Genomic DNA, 18817 nt, shown 5'->3' with positions numbered 1-18817 from the left:
GGTAGCCGCGGATCTTGACCTGCTCGTCGGCGCGGCCCACATACCGCAGCTGCCCGTCGGCGCCCCAACTCACCACGTCCCCGGTGCGGTACATGCGTGCTCCCGGCACACCCGCGCCGCCGAACGGGCATGCCACAAACCGCGAACCGGTCAGCCCCGGCCGCCGCCAATACCCAACTCCCACACCGGCACCGGCGACGTACAGCTCGCCGACCACACCGGTCGGCACCGGACGTAACCACGCATCGAGCACGAAAAAGGCGAGACGGACCAACGGTGCCCCGACGGGGCTCGCGCTGCCCTCGACGTCTTCGTCGGCGATCTCGCGGAACGAGGCGTGCACCGTCGTCTCGGTGGTGCCGTACATGTTGATCAGCCGCGGCAGTCCGGGGTGGTTGTCGAGCCAGGTGCGAAGCCGCTGAGGTTCCAGCGCTTCGCCGGCGAACACCACGGTCTCGAGCTTCAGCTGCCGTCCCACCTCAGGTTGCAGGGCCTCGGCGGTTTGCAGCGCGTAGAACGCCGATGGCGTCTGGCTGAGGACGGTGACTTGTTCAGCGGCGAGTAAGGCGTGGAAGTCTTGCGGCGAGCGGGCGATCTCTTCGGGCACGACGACGAGCCGTCCCCCGTCCAGCAGCGCGCCCCACATCTCCCACACCGAGACGTCGAAGGCCAAAGAATGCCACTGCGTCCACACGCCCGCGCGCTCGACGTCGCCGTCCACCGACTCCAGCAGCTGGGTCACGTTGCGGTGGGTGATCGCCACGCCCTTGGGAACACCGGTAGTGCCCGACGTGTAGATGATGTAGGCGATGTCGTCGGCGGCCGGCGCCGGTGGCGCCGTGCTGGGCTGGACATCGATGCGGGGGTCGTCGACATCAATGACCGGCAACTGAAGGCCGTCCAGCCGGTCGGTCAGTTCGGTGGTGGTGAGCGCGGCGATCGGCGCGCCGTCGTCGAGCATGAACCGCACCCGTGTCGCCGGCACCATCGGGTCGATCGGGAGATAGGCCGCCCCGGTTTTCAGCACCGCCAAGATCGACACGATCGCCTCGGCCGAGCGCGACATCACCAGGGCCACCCGCTGTCCCGGGCCCACGCCTTGACCAATCAGCAAGTGCGCCAACCGGTTAGACGCCTCGTCAAGCTCGCGGTATGTCGAAGAGCGCCCCCCGCACACCAGCGCCACCGCCTCGGGTGTGCGCGCCACCTGGGCAGCGAACAGCGCCGGAATCGACCCCGTTGTGTCTGCCGGCGCGGTCAACGCCGCCCGGTTACCGCACCGATCCAAGCCGGTGCGCTCGCCCTCTTCGAGTAGGTCCACCGAGGAGATCCGCCGGGCGGGATCGGCGGTCATCGCGACCAATACCCGCTCCAACCGGTCGATCAGCGTTTCGATGCTGGCTGGGTCGAACACGTCGGTGCGAAACTCGACCGCCCCGCGGATCCCGGCGGGCTCGCCCGCCTTGTCCCAACGCTCGGCCAAGGTGAATACCAGGTCCATGCGGGCGGTCTGAGTGCGCGCCGGCAGCGGCGTGACCCGCAAATCGCCGAAGGCCGAGCCCTCGGGTTCGGTGTCCTGCTTCGCGAAATTCTGCCAGGCCAGCAGCACCTGGATCAGCGGGTGATGGGCCAGGCTCCGGGTCGGATTGAGCCGATCCACCAGCACCTCGAAGGGCACATCTTGGTGCTCGTAGGCGGCCAGGCTGCGCTGGCGCACCTGGTCCACCAGCTCGGCTACGGTCGGATCGCCCGTCACGCCGACGCGCAGCACCAAGGTGTTGACGAAGAACCCGACCAAGTCATCCAGCGTGGGGTCACGCCGCCCGGCGATCGTGATCCCCACTGCCACATCGCTATTGGCGCTGAGCTTGGCCAGCAGCACCGCCAGCGCGGCCTGAACCACCATGAAGCTGGTCGCGTTGTGCGCGCGGGCGAGATCACGCACCCGCTGCTGCAGCTCGGCCGGCCACTCCACGTCCACACTGGCGCCACGGTGATCGGCAACCGGCGGGTAGGGCCGATCCGTAGGCAGCTGCAGGCGCTCGGGCAGCCCGGCCAGGGCCTGTTCCCAATAGGCCAGCTGCGCGGCGATGGGGCTCTCGCTATCGTCGAGGTCCCCTAGCTGCTCACGCTGCCACAGCGTGTAGTCGACATACTGCACCGCCAATGGCGCCCACCCGGGGGCTTGGCCGGCACACCGGCTGGCGTACGCCACCCCCACGTCGCCCACCAACGGGGCGATGGAGAGTCCATCCGCGGCGATATGGTGGACCACCGCCACCAGCACATGCTCGTCCTCGCCGACGCGGAAAAGCCTTGCCCGCAACGGGATCTCGGCGGCCAGATCGAAACTGTGACCCGCCGCCGCGCCGATGGCTTCGCCCAGCCGCTCTGCCGGCCAGCCGGTGGCATCGATGACTTCGAGGCGGAAGTCGGCCCGGTCTGCCGGCACCACCAGCTGCCGGGGTATCCCGTCGGGCGCCGGGAACAGCGTGCGCAGGCTCTCATGCCGGTCGACCACGTCGGCCAGGGCCGCACCCAACGCGTCGGCATCAAGGCGCCCGCCCAGCCGCAACGCCACCGACAAGTTGTAGATCGGTGACGGCCCCTGCAACTGGTCCAGGAACCACAACCGGCTCTGCGCAAACGACAACGGCACCACCGCGGGCCGCTCAACCGGCACCACCGGCCCCAGCCGATCCGCGTCCCCACCGATGCGGGGCGCCAATTGGGCAACGGTGGGCGCCTCGAACACGGCGCGTACCGCAAGCCCGGCCTCCAGGTTGGCGTTGACGGCGGCGACCAAGCGCATCGCCGAGAGTGAGTCCCCGCCCAGCTCGAAGAACGAGTCGTCGACCCCGACGCGCTCGAGCCCGAGCACCTGGGCGTAGATGCCGGCCAGAATCTCCTCGGTGGGGGTGGCAGGGGCGCGATAGCGATCGACGTCCGCATAGTCCGGCGCCGGCAGGGCCCGGGTGTCGAGTTTGCCGTTGGGGGTCAGCGGCAGCGCCTCCAACGTCACCACCGCGGCCGGCACCATATACGCCGGCACCCGCTCGGTCAGCTGCTCGCGGATCCCGACCGGATCCACCGTTCCGGTGACATATCCGACGAGGCGCTTGTCGCCGGGGCGGTCCTCGCGGGCGATCACCACCGCCTGCTCCACCCCGGCCAAACCGCTTAATGCCGCCTGGATTTCACCGAGTTCGATGCGGTAGCCGCGGATCTTGACCTGTTCATCGGCGCGGCCGACGTACCGCAGCTGACCATCGGCCCCCCAACGCACCAGATCCCCGGTGCGATACATGCGTGCTCCTGGCGCTCCGGAGAACGGGCAAGCCACAAACCGCGACGCCGTCAAATCCGCCCGGCGCAGATACCCACACGCCAGCCCGGCGCCGGCCACGTACAACTCCCCGGCCACCCCCGCCGGCACTGGGCGCAACCAGCCGTCCAGCACGAAAAAGCCGAGGTGGGCCAGCGGCACCCCGATGGGGCTGGCGTTGCTTTCGACGTCGCCGTCGACAATCTCCCGGAACGAGGCGTGCACCGTCGTCTCGGTGATGCCGTACATGTTGACCATCCGGGGCGATCCCGGATGGTTGTGCAGCCACGGCCCAAGACGTTTCGGTTCCAGCGCTTCCCCGCCGAAAACCACCGTTTCAAGCTTCAGCTGCCGTCCCGTTTCGGGTGCTGCCGCATCGACGGCCTGCAGTGCGTAAAACGCGGACGGCGTCTGGCTGAAGACGCTGACCTGTTCGGTGACGAGCAAGGCATAGAGGTCTTCGGGTGAGCGCACCACCGCGTCGGGCACCACCACCAGCCGCCCACCGCCGAGCAGCGCACCGAAGATCTCCCACACCGAGTAGTCGAAGGCCAGCGAATGACACTGGGACCACACGCCGGTCCCTGGCATGCCGGCATGCAGCGTCTCTAACAGTCGAGTGACGTTGCCGTGAGTGACCGCCACCCCTTTCGGCGTCCCGGTGGTACCGGACGTGTAGATCAGGTAGGCGATGTCGTCGGATTGCGGTGCGGGCAGGTCGGTGCACGGATAGGTCTGGATGCCGGGTTCGTCGATGTCGATGACCAGCAGCCCGCGCCCGTCGAGCCGCTCGGCCAGCCCGGCGGTGGTGAGCGCGGCAACCGGTGCGGCGTCGCCGAGCATGAACTCGATGCGCACCGTCGGCAGTGCCGGGTCGATCGGCAGGTAAGCCGCCCCAGATTTGAGCACCGCCAACATCGCCACGACCGCCTCGGCCGACCGCGAAAACAGCAGCGCCACAGACTGTCCCGGCCCCGCCCCGTGGCGGGCCAAGAGGTGCGCCAACCGGTTGGCCGCCTGGTCGACCTCGCGGTAACTCCACGAACGCTCCCCGCATGTCAGCGCCACCGCATCGGGTGTGCGCGCCGCCTGGGCGGCGAACGACTCCGGAATGGACGCCCCCGCGGCCGCCGGCGCGCTCAAGACCGCACGGTTACCCCAGCCATCAAGGCGGGCCCGCTCGGCGGCATCAAGCACATCCACCGACGACAACGACCGGGTGGGCTCGGCGGTGATCGCCGCCAACACCCGCCGCCAACGCTCAACCAACGCCTCAACGGTGGCCGCATCGAACACGTCGGTGCGAAACTCCACCAGCCCGCCGATCCCCGCGGGCTCCCCGGCCTCGTTCCAGCGCTCGGCCAACGAAAACGTCAGATCCATTCGGGCGGTGTGGGTCTCGGCGGGCAACGGGCTAACCTGCAGATCCCCCAGGGCCGGCTCTGCGGCCGGGTTGGTGCCCTGCCCGGGCAGGTTCTGCCAGGCCAGCATGACCTGAACCAGCGGGTGATGGGTCAGCGATCGTGTCGGGTTGAGCCGATCGACGAGCACCTCGAAGGGCACGTCTTGGTGTTCGTAGGCGGCCAGGCTGCGCTGTCGGACCCGGCCCAGTAGCTCGGCGACGGTGGGGTCACCGGCCAGGTCGATCCGCAGTACCAAGGTGTTGACGAAAAAGCCGACCAGGTCATCGAGCGCGGGGTCGTCACGTCCGGCGATCGCGATGCCCAGCGCCACATCGCTGCTGACGCTGAGCTTGGACAGGAGCACCGCCAGGGCCGCCTGCACGACCATGAAGCTCGTCGCGTTGTGCTCGCGGGCTATCCGGGCAACCTGCTCCTGTAGCTGCGCCGGCCAGTCGACGGCCACACTGGCGCCGCGGTAATCGGCGACCGGCGGGTAGGGCCGATCGGTGGGCAGCTGCAGCCGGTCCGGCATCCCGGCCAGGGCTTCCTGCCAGTAGGCCAGCTGCGCGGAGATCGCGCTGTCGGGATCGTCGAGATCGCCGAGGTGCTCGCGCTGCCACAGCGTGTAATCGACGTACTGCACCGTCAACGGCGGCGTGTCGGGAGCGTGTCCCGCGCAGCGGCTGGCATAGGCCACACCCAGATCACGCACCAGCGGAGCGACCGACCAGCCGTCGGCGGCGATGTGGTGGGCCACGGCCACCAGCACATGCTCGTCCTCGCCGACGCGGAAAAGCCTTGCCCGCAACGGGATCTCGGCGGCCAGATCGAACGGATGACGAGCCGCGGCAGCAATGGCCTCGCCCAGCCGCTCCGCCGGCCAGCCGGTGGCATCGACGACGTCCCACCCGAAGTCGGCCCGCTCGGCGGGCACCACCACCTGCCGGGGTATCCCGTCGGTCGCGGGAAACAGGGTGCGCAGGCTCTCGTGGCGGGCCACCACATCGGACAGCGCCGCGCGCAACGCGTCGATGTCCAGCGCCCCGCCGATCCGGAACGCGGTCGGCATGTTGTAGATCGGTGAGGGCCCGTGCAATTGGTCCAGGAACCACAGCCGGTTTTGGGCGTAGGACAGCGGGATTCGGGGTGGCCGCGCCGTCGCCTCAAGCCGCCGGCGGGCAGGGCCCCCGCGGTGGGAGTGCAGGTAATCGGCCAGATCTCCGACTTTGGCGGCGTCGAACAGGTACCGCACCGGCACTTGTCGGCCCAGCGCCAGTTGCAGGCGCGCGCTCGCCCGGGTGGCGATCAGCGAATCCCCGCCCAGGGCGAAGAAATCGTCGTCGAGTCCGACCCGGGCAACGCCCAACACCTCGGCGAACACCTCGGCGATGATCTTTTCGTTCTGGGTCTGCGGCGCCCGAAACGCGGTGGAACCAAAAATCGGCGCCGGCAAAGCTTTACGGTCGATCTTGCCCGACGACGTTAGCGGGAACTCGTCGAGCACGACGATCTGGGCCGGCACCATGTAGTCGGGCAACCATGCGCTGAGCCATTGGCGCACGGTGCCGAGTTTGGTGTTGGTCTGCGGATCGTTGGCGCAGGCGCCGCCTTGGGGCGCCCCGGCCGGGGGCAGATACAGGTCGGTCAACGCGGCGCGCTGGTCGGGGTCGGTGAGTGCGAGGAAGACCGCGTCCAGGGTGCCCGGTGAGTCGCCCCAGGTGACCGCCACCCGGTATCCGGTGGTCTCACCGAGGCGGTACAACACTTCGGGCACAACGGCATCGGCGGTGGCGGCGGCATCGGCCAACGCGTCGGTGACGGACAACCCCGCGGCCAGGCCGGCCTCCAGGCGGACCTCGCTTATCAGCCCGGCACGCGGAATCCCGGTGACCCGAACCGCGCCCGGACGTTGTGATGTCAACCGGTCCCGCAGTCCGTCGAGCCCGGCGCACCGGGCCCACGCCCAGCTATCCGCGGCGATCAGCGAGCGCACCGCTGCGGGCGTCTTGTAGACGGTGACGTCGTAGCGATACCGGGTCAGTTCGTTGTCGGCCACCCCGCGTTTGACTTCGAGGTCAAGCCCTGCCACCGCGGGATGGTCGGCGGCCCAGGCGGTGAAAAACTCTGGGGCCAACAGTAATTCGGGTTCACCGAGCACAGCGCGCTGGACACGCTGACGGATGTCGGCGGCGTCGGCGGATTCGGTGCGGGCCAGCGCGATCCCGGTTTGCAACGCGCCCTGCAGGCTGTGATTGCGGACATCGCCGAGAAACAGGGCCCCGCCCGGCGCCAACAACCTCATGGTGTTGTCGATGACCTCGCGCAAGTACGCGGCGTTAGGGAAGTACTGGATTACCGAGTTCAAAACGATGGTGTCGAAATATCCGTCCGGCAGCGCATCGGTGACATGCGCAGGCCGGCACAGCAATTCCACCCGATCACCCCACGGCTGTGCGGCCACCGCCGCCCGCAGGCTCTCGATCGCCGCCGCCGACATGTCGGTGGCCACATAGCGCTCACACGCGGGAGCGACCTGCGAGAGCACCAGCCCCGACCCGGCGCCGATCTCCAACACCCGCCGTGGCCGCAGCGCGCGGATCCGATCCACGGTGGTCGCGCGCCACTCGGCCATCTCCTCGATCGGAATCGGCTGCTCGGTGTAGCTGCTGTTCCAGCCCCGAAAGTCCATGCCGAACTCCGGCGCTTGTCCTTCGGCGCCATAGAGCTCGTCGTAGAGCCGCTGCCACCCCTCGACGACCTCGGCATCGTCCTCGACGGTGGCGGTGTCGTCGAAGGTGACGTAGCCGACCAAATGCGAACCCGTGGCGGTTTCGTGTACGGCGGCGGCCGCCTGGGTGACCTGCGGGCTGGCCAGGAGGGTGTTTTCGATTTCGCCCAGCTCGATGCGCTGCCCGCGCAGTTTGACCTGAGTGTCGGCGCGGCCCAGATACTCCAGGGCGCCGGCGGGGGTCCAGCGCACCAGATCCCCGGTGCGATACATGCGCGCCCCCGGGGCCCCAAAGGGGTTGGGCACGAACCGTTCCGCGGTCAACCCCGCCCGGCCCACGTAGCCGCGCGCCAGCGCCGGCCCACCGACATACAACTCGCCGACCACCCCGACCGCCGCGGGGTGTAGCCGCGCGTCGAGCACCCACGCATGTACGCCCGCGACGGGGGCGCCGATATTCACCGGCTGCCGCGCCACGAGCGGCGCAAAGGTAGCCCAGATGGTGGTCTCGGTCGGACCGTAGAGGTTGAACATCCGCCGGCCCGGCGCCCAAGCGGCCACTACCTCGGGTGGGCAGGCCTCGCCCATGGTGGCCAACGCGTCGAGTGTTTCCAGGCGGACCGGGTCCAGCGACGACACCACCGACGGGGTCACCACCGCCGCGCTGACTTGGTTGTCCTCTAGCAACTCGGTCAACGCCTGCCCGGCATACACGTCCGGTGGCGCCACCACCACCGCCGCCGACGATCCTGCCGCCCATAACATTTCGAACACCGACGCATCGAAGGTCGGTGCGGCCACCATCAACACCCGCGCATCCGCGCCGAGGCCGAACACCGTCCGTTGCGCCGCGGCCATCCCCGCCAAACCGGCGTGGCTGACCGCCACCCCCTTGGGCACCCCGGTAGAGCCCGACGTGAAAATCACGTACGCGCCGTTGTCGGGCCCCAGCGGCGCCAGCCGATCGGCGTCGGTGACCGGATCCGCGCGATACCCCGAGACATCCAGATCGTCGACCCTCAGCACCGGGCCCGCCCCGGCCATCGGGTCGGCGCCACAGGTCAGCACGCACACCGCCCCCGCGGCATCGAGCACCGCGGCGATGCGCTCGACGGGATGGCTCCGATCCACCGGCACATAAACCCCACCGGCCTTGACCACCGCCCACCAGGCCACCACCAACTCCGCACACCGATCCATCGCGACGCCCACCGCGCGCTCGGGACCGACCCCCGCCTCGATCAGCACCCGCGCCAAGCGCGACGACCACTCATCAAGCTCGCGATACGACATCGAGCGGCTGCCGTCGATGACCGCCGGCGCCGCCGGCGCGGCCGCCACCGCCGCGGCCAATATCTGCGGCGCCACCCCAACCGGCGCCTCCACCTCGACGCCAGACCACCGCTGCAGCACCAGATCACGCTCACCGCGATCCAGCAACGACACCTCTCCCACCATCACCGAGGCATCGGTCACCACCGCCTCGATCACCCGGCCAAACCAGCCGACCAACCGCTCGATGCTGGCCCGCTCGAACAAATCCGTGGCATACAGCACTACCCCGGCGGCCATCGGGGCGCCCGAATCCTCGGCAAGCACCTCACCCAGGTTGAAATCCAGGTCGAACTTGGACGTTTGGGTGGACACTCCGAGCGGCTCGACGCTGACTCCGTCCAGCGCTACCTCGGGGCGCACATTGCTCATAAAGGCCATGCCCACTTGGAAAAGCGGGTGATGCGCAGTGGAGCGGACCGGATTGAGCTGTTCGACCAGCCGCTCGAAGGGAACGTCCTGGCTGTTGTAAGCCGCCAGCGCCTTGTGCCGCACCGCCGCCAGGACGTCGGAGAACCGCTGCGCGGAGGTGACGCCCACCCGTAATACCCAGGTGTTGACGAAAAACCCGACCAGATCGTCGAGTGCCTCGTCCAACCGCCCGGCGATCGGCGTGCCCATCGCGATGTCCTCACCGGCGCCGGCGCGGTGCAACACCACAGCCAACGCGGCCTGCAACACCATCGAGGCCGTCGTGTTGTGCGCCGCGGCCAGCGCCTTGACCCCCGCCCACAGCTGGGGGTCGATGCGCACCTGCACCTGATCACCGCGGTAGCTGGGCACCGGCGGTCGCACCCGGTCGGTCGGCAGCGACACCACCTCGGGCAGCCCGGCCAGCTCCTGGCGCCAGTAGGCCAACTGCAAAGAGATCACACTGTCGGGATCCGTCTCCTCTCCCAACCAATCCCGTTGCCACAGCGTGTAATCGGCGTACTGCACCGCCAAACCGGGCCAGCTGGGGGCGCGGCCAGCTCGCCTGGACCGATACGCCTCGGCCACATCGCGGAACATGGGAGCCAACGACCAGCCATCAAAAGCGATGTGGTGCACCACAATTCCCACCACATGCTGCTCGGGGCCCACGGCATAGATCTGGGCACGGATGGGGATCTCGGTCGACAGGTCAAACCGATACCCGGCCAGCGCCACCAACTCGCCGGCCACGTCGCGCTCGGGCAGCGACAGCACCGCCGCGCCCTTGTGCCGCCACATTCCCGGCTGCGCCGGCAACACCTGCTGGCACGGCACCCCGTCGACGTCGGGGAATATGGTGCGCAGCGCTTCGTGGCGGGCGATCACATCGTCCAGCGCCGCCCCGAGTGCTTCGGCATCCAGCGGTCCGTCGATCCGGAACGCGGTCGGCATGTTGTAGGTCGCCACCCCGCCCTCGAACCGGTCCAAAAACCACAACCGGCTCTGGGCGAACGACAACGGAATCCTCGCCGGCCGATCGGCCGCGACCAACGGTTTACGGCGGGCCCCGTCCTCACCGATCCGCGGCGCCAGCTCGGCAACCGTCGGTGCGTCGAACAAGGTGCCCACCGCAAGACCGGCATCCAGGGCGGTGTTGACGGCGGCAATCAGCCGCATCGCCGACAGTGAATCCCCGCCCAGATCGAAGAAGGAGTCGTCGACCCCGACCCGTTCCAGCCCGAGGACCCGGGCGTAGATATCGGCCAAGGCCTGCTCGACCGGGCTGGAGGGGGCGCGGTAGCGGGACGCGTTCTGATAGTCGGGTGCCGGGAGGGCCCGCTTGTCGAGTTTGCCGTTGGGGGTCAACGGCATTCGATCCAGCGCCACGACCGCCGAGGGGATCATGTAAGCCGGGAGCCGCTCGGCCAGGCGCGCGCGTACGTCGGTCACGTCGACGGCGCCGGTGACGTAGCCGACGATCTGTTTGTCGCCGGGGCGGTCCTCGCGGACGATCGCGGCCGCCTGCCCCACCCCGTCCAGTGCGCTCAACGCCGCTTGGACCTCACCGAGCTCGATGCGATAGCCGCGGATCTTGACTTGCTCGTCGACGCGCCCCAGATAATCCAGCTGCCCGTCGGGACGCCAACACACCAGATCGCCGGTGCGATACATGCGCGCTCCCGGCGCATCCGCACCGCCGAACGGACATGCCACAAACCGCGAACCGGTCAGCCCCGGCCGCCGCCAATACCCAACTCCCACACCGGTACCGGCCACATACAGCTCACCGACCACACCTTCCGGCACCGGGCGCAACGAGCCGTCGAGCACAAACAACGCCGCCCCGGGCACCGGCGAGCCGATCGGCACCGCACCCGAGCCGGCCGTCAGCGGCGCACTGATCGTCGCCAATATCGTCGTCTCGGTCGGGCCGTAAGCGTTGACCATCACCCGCCCCGGCGCCCACCGATCCACCACGTCGGCCGGGCAGGCCTCGGCGGCGATCAGCAAGGCCGCCGACTCCAGACCCTGCTGCGACAGCGTCCCCACCGATGACGGGGTCTGGCCCAAAACGTTGACCTTCTCGCCAACCAACAAGGCATGGAAGTCCTCGGGAGAACGCGTCACCTCTTCGGGCACCACCACCAGCCGGCCGCCGTGCAGCAGCGCGCCCCAGATCTCCAACACCGAGTAGTCGAAGGCCAAGGAGTGAGACAGCGTCCACACGCTTTCCGGCCCCAGCTCGAAGCCGGCGTCCAGCGAGTCGAATAGCCGGGCGACGTTATGGTGGGTTACCGCAACGCCTTTGGGGGTGCCGGTGGTGCCCGAGGTATAGATCAGGTAGGCCATGTCATCCGGGGCGGGCGCCGGCAATGCCGTGCCGGGCTGGGTGTCAACACGGGGGTCGTCGACATCGATGACCAGCAGCCCATGCCCGTCCAGCCGATCGGCCAACTCGGCAGTGGTGATCGCGGCGACCGGAGCGCCATCGGCGAGCATGAAGGCGATACGGGCATCCGGCACAACCGGGTCGATCGGCAGATACGCCGCCCCGGTTTTCAGCACCGCCAAAATCGCTACGACCGCCTCGGCTGACCGCGAAAACAGCAGCGCCACAAACTTTCCCGGGCCGATTCCCTGGCCGGCCAACAGGTGCGCCAACCGGTTGGCGGCCTCGTCGAGCTCCAGGTAAGTCATGGAGCGGCCTGCAGAGGTCAGCGCCACCGCGCCCGGGGCCCGCGCCGCCTGCGCGGCGAACAGCACCGGAAGCGACGCCGGAGCGGCGGCCGGCGCGGTCAACGCCGCACGATTACCCCACTCCTCCACCCGGTCATGCTCACCCTCGTCGTGCAGGTCGATCGACGAAAGCCGCGGCCCCGCATCGGCCGTCATGCGCGCCGCCCCGTCTCGGCGGTGATCGCCACCAACACTCGCTGCCACCGCTCGATCAGGGCCTGGATTCTGGCCGCGTCGAAAATGTCGGTCCGAAATTCCACTTCCCCGCTGATCCCGGCGGGCTCACCGGCCTCGGTCCACCGTTCCGCGAGCGAAATGGTCAAATCCATGCGGGCGGTCTGAAGCCGCACGGGCAGCGCCGCGACCTGGACATCACCCAAACTCAACCCGGCCACGGGATCGTTGTGCCCGGCGAAATTCTGCCAGGCCACCATCACCTGGATTAGTGGGTGGTGCTTGCGCGATCGGGTGGGGTTGAGCCGTTCCACCAGCACTTCAAACGGGACGTCTTGGTGCTCGTAGGCGGCCAGGCTGCGTTGTCGCACCTGGGCCAGCAGTTCGCCGACGGTGGGGTCACCGGCCAGGTCGACCCGCAGCACCAACGTGTTGACGAAGAACCCGACCAGCTCATCGAGGGCGGGATCGCCGCGCCCGGCGACCGCGATTCCCACGGCCACGTCGGGGCTGGCGCTGAGCTTGGACAAGAGCACCGCCAGCGCGGCCTGAACGACCATGAACGTGGTCGCGTTGTGTTCGCGGGCCAGATCGCGCACCCGCTGCTGCAGCTCGGCCGGCCACTCCACGGGCACGCTGGCCCCGCGCGGATCGGGAACGGGTGGGTAGGGCCGATCGGTGGGCAGGGGCAGGCGTTCGGGCATTCCGGCCAGCGCGTCTTCCCAGTAGGCCAGTTGTGCGGCGATGGGGCTCTCGCTGTCGGCCAGATCCCCGAGGTGCTCGCGCTGCCACAACGTGTAATCGACGTACTGCACGGGTAGTGGCGCCCAGTCGGGGGCGCGCCCGGCGCACCGGTTGGCATAGGCCACGCCCAGATCGCGCACCAGCGGGGTGATCGACGAGCCGTCGGCGGCGATGTGGTGTACCACGGCCACCAGCACGTGCTCGTCGTCGGCGACACGGAAAAGTACTGCCCGCAACGGGATCTCGGTGGCCAGGTCGAAGCTGTGACGCACCGCGTGGCTGATCGCCTCATCAAGCCGGTCCGCCGGCCAGCCGGTGGAATCGACGACCTCCCAACCGAACTCGGCGCGCTCGGGGGGCACCACCAGCTGCTGGGGTGTCCCCTCGACCGCGGGGAACAGGGTGCGCAGGCTTTCGTGCCGGCCGACCACATCGGCCAGCGCCGCACCCAGCGCAGCGGCATCCAGGGCCCCGCTCAGCCGCAACGCCGCCGCTATGTTGTAAACCGGTGAGGGACCCTGCAATTGGTCGAGGAACCACAATCGGCTCTGCGCGAACGACAACGGAACGCTCGCCGGCCGCTCGACCGGCACCAGCTGCTGACGCCGGCCCCCCTCGTCGCCGATACACGGCGCCAGCTGGGCGACCGTGGGCGCCTCGAACAAGGTGCGCACCGAAAGTCCGGCATCGAGGGAAGTGTTGATCGCGGCGATCACCCGCATCGCGGACAGTGAATCCCCGCCCAGGTCGAAGAAGGAGTCGTCGACCCCGACCCGCTCGAGCCCGAGTACCTGGGCATAAATGCCGGCCAAGATTTCCTCGGTGGGGGTGGCGGGGGCGCGGTACCCATCGACGTCCGCGTAGCTCGGTGCCGGCAGGGCGCGGGTGTCGAGCTTGCCGTTGGGTGTCAGCGGCAGCGTGTCGAGTGCCACCACCGCCGCGGGGATCATGTAGGTCGGGAGCCGCTCGGCCAGCGCGGTACGTGCATGGGCTGGGTCTGCCGGTCCGGTGATATAGCCGACGAGGCGTTTGTCGCCGGGGTGGTCCTCGCGGGCGATCACCACCGCCTGCTCGACCCCGTCCAGTGCATTCAGCGCCGCTTGGACCTCACCGAGCTCGATGCGATAGCCGCGGATTTTGACCTGCTCGTCGGCGCGCCCCAGATACTGCAGCTGCCCGTCGGCACGCCAACACACCAGATCCCCGGTGCGATACATCCGTGCTCCCGCGGTGAACGGACACGCCACAAACCGCGACGCCGTCAAGGGACCCCGCCGCCAATACCCAACTCCCACACCGGTACCGGCCACATACAACTCACCGACCACACCGGCCGGCACTGGCCGCAGTGAGCCGTCGAGCACGAACAGCGCCGCCCCGGGCACGGGCGAGCCGATCGGCACCACGCCCGACCCGGCCGTCAGCGGCGCACTGATCGTCGCGTACACCGTGGTTTCGGTCGGGCCGTAGGCGTTGATCATCACCCGCCCCGGCGCCCACCGATCGACCACCTCGGCCGGACAGGGCTCAGCGGCCACCATCAACGCCGCCGAGTCGAGACCCTTCGGCGAAAGCACCCCCACCGCCGAGGGGGTCTGGCTTAGGACGCTGACCTTTTCGGTGACCAGTAACTCGTGGAAGTCCTGCGGCGAGCGGGCGATCGACTCGGGCACCACCACCAGCCGCCCACCATGCAGCAGCGCACCCCAGATCTCCCATACCGAGTAGTCGAAGGCCAGGGAATGACACTGCGTCCACACCTGTCCCGGCGCTAGCTCCACGCCGACATCCATGCCGTCGAACAGCCGGGTGACATTGTGGTGGGTGGTCGCCACGCCCTTGGGCACACCGGTGGTGCCGGAGGTGTAGATCAGGTAGGCAATGTCGTCGGGGGCCGGCGCCGGCAGCGCCGTGCTGGGTTGGGCCTCGATGCGGGGATCGTCGACATCGACGACCAGCAGGTCGCGTCCGTCGAGTCGGTCGGCCAGCTCGCCTGTGGTGATCGCGGCGATCGGGGCGGCATCGGCGAGCATGAAGGCGATACGGGCATCCGGCACCACCGGGTCGATCGGCAGATACGCCGCCCCCGTTTTCAGCACCGCCAAAATCGACACGATCGCCTCGGCGGACCGCGAAAACAGCAGCGCCACACGCTGTCCCGCACCGATACCAGATCCGGCCAACAGATTCGCCAGCCGGTTGGCGGTCTCGTCCAGCTCGCGGTAGGTCCACGAATGCTCCTCGCACACCAGCGCCACCGCATCCGGGGTGCGGGCCACCTGCGCGGCGAACAACGCCGGGATCGACGCCGCGGCGGGTGCGGGCCGCGCCAGCACCGCCCCGTTACCCCACCCCTCCAGGCGGGCATGCTCGGGCTCGTCGAGCAGGTCCACCGACGACAGCCGCCGGGTGGGCTCGGCGGTCATCGCCGCCAACACCCGCTCCAACCGCTCGATCAGTGTTTGGATGCTGGCCGCGTCAAACACGTCGGTGCGGAATTCCACCGCCCCGCCGATCCCGGCGGGCTCACCGGCCTCGTTCCAGCGTTCCCCTAGGTAAAACACCAAATCCATCCGGGCCGCCTGGATGCCCACCGGGAGCGGCGTGACCTGCACGTCACCCAGAGCCGGTTCGACGGCGGGGTCACTGTCTTGACCGGTGAAGTTCTGCCACGCAAATATCACCTGGATCAAGGGGTGATGGGTGAGCGACCGAGAAGGGTTGAGCCTCTCGACGAGCACCTCGAAGGGCACATCTTGATGCTCGAAAGCCTCCAAACTGCGCGCCCGCACCTGGGCCAGCAGTTCACCAATGGTGGGATCACCGGCCAGATCGACACGCAGCACCAACGTGTTGACGAAGAACCCCACCAGCTCATCGAGCGCCGGGTCGCGGCGCCCGGCGATCGAAATCCCCACCGCCACATCGGGGCTGGCGCTGAGTTTGGATAGCAGCGCCGTCAGGGCGGCCTGGATCACCATGAAGCTGGTCGTGTTGTGCTCACCGGCTACCTGAGCCACCCGCTGCTGCAGCGCCGCCGGCCACTCCACCGCCAGAGTGGCGCCTCGGTAATCGGCGACCGGCGGGTAGGGGCGATCGGTGGGCAGCTGCAGGTGCTCCGGCATCCCGGCCAGGGCTTCCTGCCAGTAGGCCAGCTGCGCGGCGATGGGGCTCTCGGGATCGTCGAGATCACCGAGGTGCTCGCGCTGCCACAGCGTGTAGTCGACGTACTGCACCGTCAACGGCGGCGTGTCGGGAGCGTGTCCCGCAGAGCGGCTGGCATAGGCCACGCCCAGATCACGCACCAGCGGGGCAATGGACCAGCCGTCGGCGGCGATGTGGTGGGCCACGGCCATCAGCACATGTTCGTCGTCGCCGATGCGGAAAAGCCTTGCCCGCAAGGGGATCTCGGCGGCCAGATCAAATGTGTGACGCGCCTCGGCGCTGATTGCCTCATACAGCTGGTCTCCCGGCCAGCCGGTGGCATCGATGACTTGCCATCCGAAATCGGCCCGCTCCGAGGGGATGATCACCTGCTGCGGTACGCCATCGGGCGCGGCGAACAGGGTGCGCAGACTCTCATGGCGGGCCACCACATCGGTCACCGCCGCCCCCAACGCCTCGACGTCGAGCCGCCCACACAGCCGCAAGGCAACCGCCATGTTGTAGATCGGGGAAGGCCCCTGCAGCTGGTCGATGAACCACAGCCGCTGCTGGGCATACGACAACGGGATCCGTTGCGGGCGTGCCATCGGCACCAGGGGCGGGCGGGGAGAAGCGCCACGATGCCGTCGCAAGTGCTCGGCGAGGTCCGCGACTTTGGCGGCCTCGAACAGATACCGCACCGGCACTTCCCTGCCCAACGCGAGCTGCAGGCGCGCGCTGACACGGGTGGCGCTCAGGGAATCGCCACCCAGGGCGAAGAAGTCGTCGTCGAGCCCGACCCGGGCCAGGCCCAATACCTCGGCGAACGCCTCGGCGATGATCTTTTCGGTCTGGGTCTGCGGCGCCCGAAACGCCCTGGCGGCAAAAACCGGCGCCGGCAACGCCTTTCGGTCGACCTTGCCCGATGAGGTCAACGGAAATTTCTCGAGCACGACGATGTGTGCGGGCACCATGTAGTCGGGCAACCATGCGCTCAACCGCTGCCGCACCGCTCCGATCTTGGTATTGGTGTCGGGATCATTGGCGTGAGCGGTTTGTTGCCCGGCTCCGGCGGAGGGCAGATACAGGTCCACCAGCGGCGCGATGTGCTGGCCGTCGGCGTCGGTCGGCGCGATGAAGACCGCATCCAGGGTGCCCGGTTGGGCGCCCCAGGTGACCGCGACGCGGTATCCGGCGGTTTCACCGAGGCGGTACAACTCTTCGGGGACAACAGCATCGGCGGTGGCGAGGGCTCGGGCCAGGGCGTCGGCAACCGATACCCCTGCGGCGAGGGCGTGTTCGACCTGAACGTCGCCGATCACCCCCGCACGGGGGATGCCGGTGACGCGAACGGCGGCCGGATGTTGCGATACCAACCGGTCGCGCACTCCCGCACAGTTGGTCCACGCCCAGCTGGGCGCGTCGGCCAGCGAACGAACGGCTGCCGGGGATTTGTGGACGACGACGTCGTAGCGATACCGGGTCAGTTCGTTGTCGGCCGTACCGCGTTTGACTTGAATGTCAACTCCGGCCACCTCCGGATGCTCGGCGGCGAAGGTGGTGAAAAACTCTGGCGCCAACAATAATTCGGTCTCACCGAGCGTCGCGCGCTGGACGCGTTGGCGGATCTCGGCGGCATCGGCGCTGTCGGTGCGCGCCAGCGCGACCCCCGTTTGAAACGCACCTTGCAGCGCGTGGTTGCGCACATCGCCGAGAAACACCGACCCACCCGGCGCCAATAACCGCATGGCATTGTCGATGACCTCGCGCAGGTATGGGGCGTTGGGGAAGTACTGCACCACCGAGTTGAGAACGATGGTGTCGAAATAGCCCTGCGGCAGCGCCTCGGTGACGTGGGCGGGCTGGGCCAGCAACTGCACCCGATCACGCCACGCGACCCGCAAGTCCTCGAGCGAGCGGGCAAGCTTGTCGATAGCGACCGCCGACATATCGGTGCCGACGTACTGCTCACAGTGCGGCGCAATCTGGGACAACACCAGCCCCGAACCAACGCCGATCTCCAACACCCGCCGCGGCCGCAGGGCCAAGATCCGATCCACGGTGGCCCCGCGCCACTGCACCATCTCCTGCAGCGGAATCGGCTCCTCGGTGTAGCTGCTGTTCCAGCCCCGGAAATCCATGCCGAACTCCGGTGCCTCTCCCGCGGCGCCATAGAGCTCGTCGTACAGGTGTTGCCACTGGTCGACGACCTCGGCGTCGTCCTGTGCGGTGGCGGTGTGCTCGAGGGTGACGTAGGCGACGAGGTGGGAGCCGGTGGCGGCCTCGTGCACCGCGGCGGCGGCCTGGGTGACCTGTGGGCAGGCCAGCAGGGTGCTTTCGATTTCGCCCAGCTCGATGCGTTGCCCGCGCAGTTTGACCTGGGCATCGGCGCGGCCCAGATACTGCAGGGCACCGGCGGCGGTCCAGCGCACCAGATCCCCGGTGCGATACATGCGTGCTCCGGGCGCTCCCGCGCCGGCAAAGGGGTTGGCCACAAACCGTTCCGCGGTCAATCCCACCCGGCCCACGTAGCCGCGCGCCAGCGCCGGCCCACCGACGTATAACTCGCCGACCACCCCGACCGGCACGGGGTTCAGCCGCGTGTCGAGCACCAGCGCGTACACCCCGGCAACGGGGGCGCCGATATTCACCGGCTGTCCCGCCGTCAGCGGCGCACAGGTAGCCCAGATGGTGGTCTCGGTCGGACCGTAGGCGTTGAACATCCGCCGGCCCGGCGCCCAGGCCGCCACCAAACCTCCCGGGCAGGCCTCGCCTCCGGTGACGAGCGTTGTCAGGTTGTCGAGGCGGTTGCGATCC

At 68.7% G+C, this 18817-nt stretch carries 2 protein-coding genes (1 of these 2 cut by a window edge); both read right to left on the bottom strand.

Going from position 1 to position 18817, the window contains the following annotated elements; all coding sequences use genetic code 11:
* Positions 1 to 12094, bottom strand: the beginning of a protein-coding gene (locus A5747_RS25840; RefSeq protein WP_142245714.1) for a non-ribosomal peptide synthase/polyketide synthase. It extends 16499 nt beyond the left edge of the window; the window shows 12094 of its 28593 coding nt (coding positions 1-12094); the start codon lies at positions 12092 to 12094; the stop codon falls past the left edge of the window.
* The gene (locus A5747_RS23740) at positions 12091 to 18750 is read right to left on the bottom strand and encodes an amino acid adenylation domain-containing protein (protein WP_369805187.1); all 6660 of its coding nucleotides are present in this window, start codon (positions 18748 to 18750) and stop codon (positions 12091 to 12093) included. Before A5747_RS23740 ends, A5747_RS25840 begins: the two co-directional genes overlap by 4 nt.
* Positions 18751 to 18817: the final 67 nt, after the last annotated feature.

It is taken from the genome of Mycobacterium sp. IS-836, from assembly GCF_001954275.1.
Classification (GTDB): Bacteria; Actinomycetota; Actinomycetes; order Mycobacteriales; family Mycobacteriaceae; genus Mycobacterium.
Note: the sequence above shows the minus strand (reverse complement) of the source record. Positions and strands in the feature narration are given on the sequence as shown.